Below are 6,406 nucleotides of genomic sequence, written 5' to 3'. Positions count from 1 at the left end.
TCACCAGGTCGTACCCCTCTTCCACCATATCGACTGCACGGTCTTCGGGGATGACCTCAAGCCGGACCTCGCGGTGCTTCAGCGCGAACCGGGCGGCGAGCTTGCCCATGGCGGCTTGCGAGAAGAGCAGTGGCGCACTCACCCTCAATGTGCCTCGCGGCGTCTCACCGCCAGAGGTAATCGTGGCGACCGTCTCGTCGAGTTCGGCCAGCAAAACAGAGGTCTTTTCGTACAGCGAGCGTCCCTCCTCGGTGAGCTTGAGGATCCGCGCTCCCCGCTCGAAGAGACGCAGGTTGAGGCCGCTCTCCAGGTCGGCCACCCGCCGTGACAGGGTCGCCTTGGGGCGCCCTGATTCGCGGGCGGCCCGCCCAAAGCCCCCATACCGGGCCACGAGATTGAAGTCTGCAAGGGCAAGTAAGTCCATATGTTCCACCAGTGAGACGAAGTGTCTAAATATAACGTCTATCGGATACTGGGTGGATCGATCAAGATTGAGGCTCCTTCAACACACAACGGAGTAATTTCATGACCATCCTCATTACTGGCGCAACTGGCAACGTCGGCCGCCAGGTTATCCAGCAGCTCGTCCAGCGTGGCGCCAAAGTACGCGCACTGGTCCGTGACCCGGCAAAGGCGAACTTCCCGGCCGGCGTCGAAGTCGTTCCAGGCGACCTGCTCGACGTACCAGCCCTGCGGAGCGCGTTCACAGGCGTGTCCACCCTGTTCCTGCTCAACGCCGTGGTTCCCGACGAGTTCACCCAGGCCCTGCTCACGCTCAATCTGGCGCGTGAAGCCGGCGTCGAGCGCGTCGTCTATCTCTCCGTGATCCACAGCGACCGCTACCTGAACGTTCCCCATTTCGCGGGCAAATTCGGTGTCGAGCGGATGCTCGAAGAGATGGGTTTTGCCGCCACCATCCTGCGTCCCGCCTATTTCATGAACAACGATCTCACCATCAGGGACGTGGTCACCGGTTACGGCGTCTATCCCATGCCCATCGGCAGCAAGGGCCTGGCCATGATCGACGCGCGCGACATCGGCGAGATCGCGGCCATCGAACTGCTGCGCCGCGAGCAGGCTTCGAAGCCGCTGCCGCTGGAGCGCATCAACCTCGTCGGCCCCGACACGCTGACAGGCGACGATGTCGCCGCCATCTGGTCGGCCGTGCTGGACCGCCCAATCACCTATGGCGGAGACGACACCGCTGGCTTTGAGAAGAACCTGCTGAATTTTATGCCGCCGTGGATGGCGTACGACATGCGCCTCATGAGTGAGCGTTTCCTCACGGTGGGAATGGTTCCCGAATCGGGTGACGTCAAGCGCCTGACGACGCTGCTCGGTCGCCCGCTGCGGTCCTACCGCGAGTTCGCTACCGAGATCGCCGCGTCGGCATCGGCATAAGAACTACACGTACAGCAATCCACCAAAAAAGGAACTCATCATGATGTATTCGACCGCTACAGTGCCCGTCAATCCAGCGGGCGAGGTGAGGCTCACACGCGCCCAGGCATGGGCCGGCCTGGTTCTCAAGGCGCGTGACGCGCGCCGCTTCCTGCCGCCAGCGCTATGCACGCGCTGCGAAGTCGTCGAGGAAAGCGCGACGCATATCGTGCGCGAAGCCACCATCGCCGGCGCCGACCTGCGCGAGATCATCGCGTTCGAGCCCGAGAGCAAGGTGACCTTCTTCCAGGCCACCGGCCCGCGCGAAGGCGCGGTCGTCAACGAGTTGTTCGAAGACGAATCCGGAGAGCTCCAGCTGCGCTTCTACGGTTATCTCGGCCTTCGCGGCAAGACGCCGGGCGGCCCGGAAGAGCGGGCCGAGCAAGCCTGGATGGACGGCGAGCAAGGCTACAAAAGCGCACTCGTCTCGACGCTCAAACGCACCCGGGAACTGCTCGCGCAGGGCGAACTTTAAAGGCCAGACCATGAACACATTGAACACTGACGGCATCTCGCCGGCTCGCCCGAAGATTCTGGTTCTTGGCGCCACCGGCGGCACGGGCCGGCTGATCGTCAGGCAAGCGCTTGCACGGGGGTTCGACGTTCGCGCGCTCGTGCGCTCCCCGGGGAAGGCAAGCGGCCTGGAGGGCGCCGAGATCATCATCGGAGATGCCCTCGACGAAAGTGCGCTGCGTGAGGCCCTGCGAGGCCGGGATGCCGTCGTGAGCGCCCTGGGCACACCGGTCAGCCCGCTGCGCGAGGTGACTGTGCTCTCCTCGGCCACACGGGCACTCGTGAGCGCCATGAAAGCGGAGAAGGTCTCGCGCCTTGTGTGCATCACGGGCATGGGCGCAGGCGACAGCGCCGGCCATGGCGGGTTCCTGTTCGACCGGCTGATCCATCCCGTGCTGTTGCGCAAGGTCTACGCCGACAAGAACCGGCAGGAGGCTGCCGTCCGCGCCAGCGGGCTGGACTGGGTTCTGGTGCGCCCTTCCGTGCTGAACGACAAGCCAGCGCGGCGCAAGATCCGCGCCTTGACGGACTTGTCCGGTTTTCACGGAGGAACCATTGCGAGACAGGACGTCGCGGACTTCGTCCTGGATCAGGTGCAGGCGGATGCCTGGCTGCACCGGTCCCCTCTGATATCTTGGTGACTTCGGCTCTGGGGTAACGACTGCAAACGCTGGCACCAGCGGCCGGCCCGGACTCGCCGCAGGACTCGAGTCGGCAAGCATAGGAGAATCGGGCCTGCTACCCATCCACGGCAAATAACATGCAACACGGCTTCTCCACAGCGATCACTGCGCATCGCCTGCTTCCTCTATATGTGCGCTGCAAGGCTGCGGCATGAAGCCGGTGTACCTGGCCCTTTCGGGCGGCGGCACGCGCGCCATGGTGTTTCACTGCGGCGTGCTGAGCTTCCTGGCGGAACACCAGGCGCTGGAGCGGGTCAGCAAGGTGTCTACTGTTTCGGGCGGCAGCCTGCTGGTGGGCCTCTTGCTGCAGCTCAATGGGATGCGCTGGCCCGGCAGCAACGAATGCCTGGAGGTGCTGCTGCCGCGCGTGAAAACACTGCTGACCACCACAGACCTGCAGAACGCCGCCATGCGCGCCATGCTGCACCCGCGCAACTGGCGCTTTGCGCTGTCGCGTGCCAACGTGCTGGCATCGGCCATCGGCAGCGCCTGGGGTGTCGATGCGCTGATGGAGGATGTTCCGGCGACACCCGTCTGGCTGGTCAACGCCACTACGGCCGAAACCGGCAAGCGCGCCAGCCTCGAAGGCGACGCGCTGCGGGACTGGATGCTGGGCTCCACACGCCTGAAGCAACTGCCGCTGCGTGACGCAATGGCCGTGTCGGCGGCGTTTCCGGGCCTGATCGGCCCTTATGTCCTGCCGACCGACAGCTTTGACTGGAACCTGCCGATGTTTGCCTCCGGTGAAGACGCCCGGCCGGCCGAAGACCGCTTTGCCCGCATCCACCTCTACGATGGCGGTGTGTACGACAACCTCGGGCTGGAGCCGTTCTTTGACGCCGGCTTTGGTCCCAAGCCGAAAATCGACGGCGTGATCATCGCGTCGGATGCCGGCGCGCCCTTGCCGGTGGGTTTTGCGATGGGCCCCCTCAGCATCTTTCGTCTCAAGCACGTGGCCGACATCATGTCCGACCAGGTCCGCGCGCTGCGCGCCAGGGGGCTCATGGCCTACGCTGCGCGCCAGCCCGGCCGCGCAGCTTACCTGCGCATAGGCGCCACCGCCCAAGAGGTCGCCCAACGCGCCGGCGCCGACTGCCCGGCCGGCGAATGGCTGGACGCAAACAGCGTCAGGGCGGCCGCTGCCTACCCGACCTCACTGAAGAAAGTGCCGCTGCCGATGTACGAGCTTGTGTTCAGGCACGGTTATGAATGCGCCGCTGCCGGGCGAGCGGGGTTCGGGCTTTAAATCGATTTGGCGGCTGCTTTCGGGGCGAATTTCGATGTGCAACTTGCTATTAAAAATATAGCTGCTGGCGCCATCCCTGATTGGGCTACAGGCATTTTTTTGCGTAAAAAAATGGATCTTTGCAGCATCAAATTGGTTTTTTTGCGCGTCCCAGGAAAAAAAAACGGCTCACGCTGGGGGTATTTTGGGCCAATTTCAGGCATTAAATAGGCCTGTAGCCCAATCAGGATGAGCGCAAGCAGCTACTAAATTAATAGCAACTGATGTGAATTCCCGCGCCTCCGTCCTGTGCGAGCAGCGTCAGCACTATTTCTCGGCGATCCTGGAGCATTGGGATGCGCAGGGGGCCAAACCCAAGGTTCGCCTGATTCCCACCGCGCCGATGTAGTCCGACTTGAGTCCTCTTGTGTAGGTGATATGCATTTCTTCACCGTAGGGCGGTCCGCCGAAATCCCAGACCCAGTAGGTCCTGTCGTTGGCATGGAGCAAAAAGAACTGGCCCGCGCCTGGCAGCGATAAGTTTTTATTGAGTTGCTTGCCCAGCATCTGGCTTTGCTGCCCCAGCGCGCGCCTTAAGCGGTCGTGCTGCTGCCCTTGAAGCACTTGGGGGTTTTTCCTGTCGTCAAACGCGGCTCTTTGCGCGGCCGGGACAACAGGCGCTTCTTCTCCCAGCCCCAGCAGGCTCCAGTAGATGTGCTGGTTCGCGTAGCCTTCCCGGCCGAATTTCCAGATACGCGCCGGCAGCCCGGTGTTGTCAAAATCGCTCGCTTCGCCGTTGGGTCCAAAGAAAACGGAAAGGCCTGCCGGGAAGAAGTATTTGTGCGGCCATTCAACCTGAACAAACGGGGCGTTCGTGCTGGGGTTGGCGATGTCGCCCGCCAAGGCCTTGCAGGCAGGGTGGCGGCATTTGGTGATCGGGTCCAGACGAACCGTTGCGCGGCAGGCCGTCCGCAAGTTATGGCCGTCTGAAGTGGATTTCTCCAGGCGATGGACCGCAAGGCTTTCCAGGTCACCATCGTCAGTGATCAGGTAATTCACGCCTGCGTATTTGACAAAACGCGGGTCGCTCAAGGTGCCAATATTGCCCAGGTTCGCTTTCAGCCGCAGCTTGTCTGACGGTCGACTGGCCGCCATGTTGATGTCGTAGACCTCGGCATAGGTAAACCGCCCCGAGCCTTGAATATTCCAGACAAGGAGATCATCAACGCCGTCGTTATCAGCATCAACAATTTGGCTTCCCTGCGAATAGTCATTAAAGCCAAGAATTTCCAGTTTTGCCTCGTCAAGGGCGGCGGTCTCAGCCTTCGTCAGCGGCCGGGCAGGGTCGACGAAGCGGCCCGCAGCCTTGGCGTTAAGCAAGCCGGAAAGCCCGGCGCATACCTCGTCAGCGGGAGCTGCCAACGCCCCCATGTGAAAGGACACAAGCAAGCTCAAGGTGATGCAAATTCTTAACCGAAGCATTTTTAGTCTTTCCATGTGTTCGACGCCATGCCTTAGCCCTGTGCCAACAACACCACCAGCGCCCCGGCGCCGCCTTCGGCGGGCCGCGCTTGCACAAAGGCCAGCACCTCCTGCTTCTGGATCAGCCAGCTCTGCACCTTGCCCTTGAGCACCGGTGTCTTGCCCGGCGATCCCAGGCCTTTGCCATGCACCACGCGCACGCAGCGCCAGCCCACCTTGTGCGCATCCTTGATGAAGTGAGCCAGCGCTTCACGCGCATCCTCGCGGCGCAAGCCATGCAGGTCCAGCTGGCCCTGGATGCTCCAGCCGCCGCGGCGCAGCTTGCGCACCACGTCAGGCCCCATGCCGGGCCGCCTGAAGCTCAGTGCTTCATCGGTGTCCAGCAGCGTTTCCACGTCGAACTCGTCCGAGATSGCTTCWCGCATCACCGCRAGTTCATCGCGCTGCTGCTGTACGGGGATGGGTGCTGCTTGCGTCGCCGGCAACGCCGCCTTGTGGCCCGGCAGGTGTTTGGCCGGCAGGGCCTTGACGGGGCCGACCGCGCGCGAGAAGAGTTCTTTCTCGGCCTTGGCCCTGGCGGCTGCTGCCACGCGCGCGGCTTCCTGTTCTTTTTCAAGCTTCGCGCGGGCTTCAATGTCCCGCTTGACGGCCTTGAGGTCCTGCAGGCTTTTGAGTGCGGGCGCTTTCATGATGCTTACTTTATCGTAGTGCTTCAGTACTCACCGATGTAGATAAACCACGCGTCGGGTCATTCAGCGGCGGATCTGGCGATGGCTACGTTACGATGTTCCGCTAACTTGCTGGGCGGTATCAGGTCATCGACGCGCGTTCTGCCAGATCCGGATTTTGAATTGAGGGAGAGAAAAAATGAAACGGTCCACCGCCGTGCTTTGCGGAGTCCTGTTGCTCTGCATGGGTGTATTGGCTGTCAACAAGATCCAGGAATTTCGCATCGCGGTCGCCGAGAAAGAGGCGAGGGCGAAATGGGAAGCCTCTCCGGAAAAGGCTCGATGGGAAGCCTCTCCGGAAAAGGCTCGAGTGGACATGTTCAACAGGATCGAGA

The 6,406-nt window shown here is 62.1% G+C and carries 9 protein-coding genes; 6 read left to right on the top strand and 3 right to left on the bottom strand.

The window, feature by feature from the left end; translation table 11 throughout:
- Positions 1 to 424 (bottom strand): LysR family transcriptional regulator (locus tag AC1D1P_RS11260; RefSeq protein WP_477673024.1); only part of this gene is annotated, 424 nt, incomplete at its 3' end.
- 101 nt (positions 425 to 525) lie between these two features.
- Between AC1D1P_RS11260 and AC1D1P_RS11255 the strand changes: the two genes are divergently transcribed.
- From AC1D1P_RS11255 to AC1D1P_RS11235, 5 genes are all read left to right on the top strand, one after another.
- The gene (locus tag AC1D1P_RS11255) at positions 526 to 1,401 is read left to right on the top strand and encodes an SDR family oxidoreductase (protein WP_477673023.1); all 876 of its coding nucleotides are present in this window, start codon (positions 526 to 528) and stop codon (positions 1,399 to 1,401) included.
- Between the two features lie 40 nt (positions 1,402 to 1,441).
- Entirely contained in the window at positions 1,442 to 1,915 is a 474-nt protein-coding gene (locus AC1D1P_RS11250) for an AtaL-like protein (protein WP_477669764.1), read from the top strand.
- A 10-nt stretch (positions 1,916 to 1,925) separates the two neighbouring features.
- Positions 1,926 to 2,594: an NAD(P)-dependent oxidoreductase gene (locus AC1D1P_RS11245; RefSeq protein WP_477669763.1), complete on the top strand. Its 669-nt coding sequence runs from the start codon at positions 1,926 to 1,928 to the stop codon at positions 2,592 to 2,594.
- Between the two features lie 193 nt (positions 2,595 to 2,787).
- The gene (locus AC1D1P_RS11240; RefSeq protein ID WP_477673022.1) at positions 2,788 to 3,882 is read left to right on the top strand and encodes a patatin-like phospholipase family protein; all 1,095 of its coding nucleotides are present in this window, start codon (positions 2,788 to 2,790) and stop codon (positions 3,880 to 3,882) included.
- Positions 3,883 to 3,918: 36 nt separating this feature from the next.
- Positions 3,919 to 4,092, top strand: coding sequence for a hypothetical protein (locus AC1D1P_RS11235; RefSeq protein WP_477673021.1), 174 nt, complete (start codon positions 3,919 to 3,921; stop codon positions 4,090 to 4,092).
- A 96-nt stretch (positions 4,093 to 4,188) separates the two neighbouring features.
- Here AC1D1P_RS11235 and AC1D1P_RS11230 read toward each other — a convergent pair whose 3' ends face one another.
- Both AC1D1P_RS11230 and AC1D1P_RS11225 read right to left on the bottom strand, forming a co-directional pair.
- Positions 4,189 to 5,316: a hypothetical protein gene (locus AC1D1P_RS11230; protein ID WP_477673020.1), complete on the bottom strand. Its 1,128-nt coding sequence runs from the start codon at positions 5,314 to 5,316 to the stop codon at positions 4,189 to 4,191.
- A gap of 59 nt (positions 5,317 to 5,375) precedes the next feature.
- Positions 5,376 to 6,032 carry a Smr/MutS family protein gene (locus AC1D1P_RS11225; protein WP_477669759.1) on the bottom strand — a complete coding sequence of 219 codons (657 nt, stop codon included), beginning with the start codon at positions 6,030 to 6,032 and terminating at the stop codon, positions 5,376 to 5,378.
- A gap of 178 nt (positions 6,033 to 6,210) precedes the next feature.
- On the opposite strand from AC1D1P_RS11225, the gene AC1D1P_RS11220 reads away from it, so the two are divergent.
- A partial coding sequence (locus AC1D1P_RS11220; protein ID WP_477673019.1) for a hypothetical protein occupies positions 6,211 to 6,406 on the top strand: 196 nt, incomplete at its 3' end.

It is taken from the genome of Polaromonas sp. P1_E1_2, from assembly GCF_056406035.1.
The sequence above is the reverse complement of the archived record's forward strand: the minus strand, read 5'-3'. Positions and strand labels throughout refer to the sequence as shown.

Excerpts from the sequence above, each read along its gene's own strand:
- AC1D1P_RS11255 (WP_477673023.1), top strand. The coding sequence starts at position 526 with ATGACCATCCTCATTACTGGCGCAACTGGCAACGTCGGCCGCCAGGTT.
- AC1D1P_RS11250 (WP_477669764.1), top strand. The coding sequence starts at position 1,442 with ATGATGTATTCGACCGCTACAGTGCCCGTCAATCCAGCGGGCGAGGTG.
- AC1D1P_RS11245 (WP_477669763.1), top strand. The coding sequence starts at position 1,926 with ATGAACACATTGAACACTGACGGCATCTCGCCGGCTCGCCCGAAGATT.
- AC1D1P_RS11240 (WP_477673022.1), top strand. The coding sequence starts at position 2,788 with ATGAAGCCGGTGTACCTGGCCCTTTCGGGCGGCGGCACGCGCGCCATG.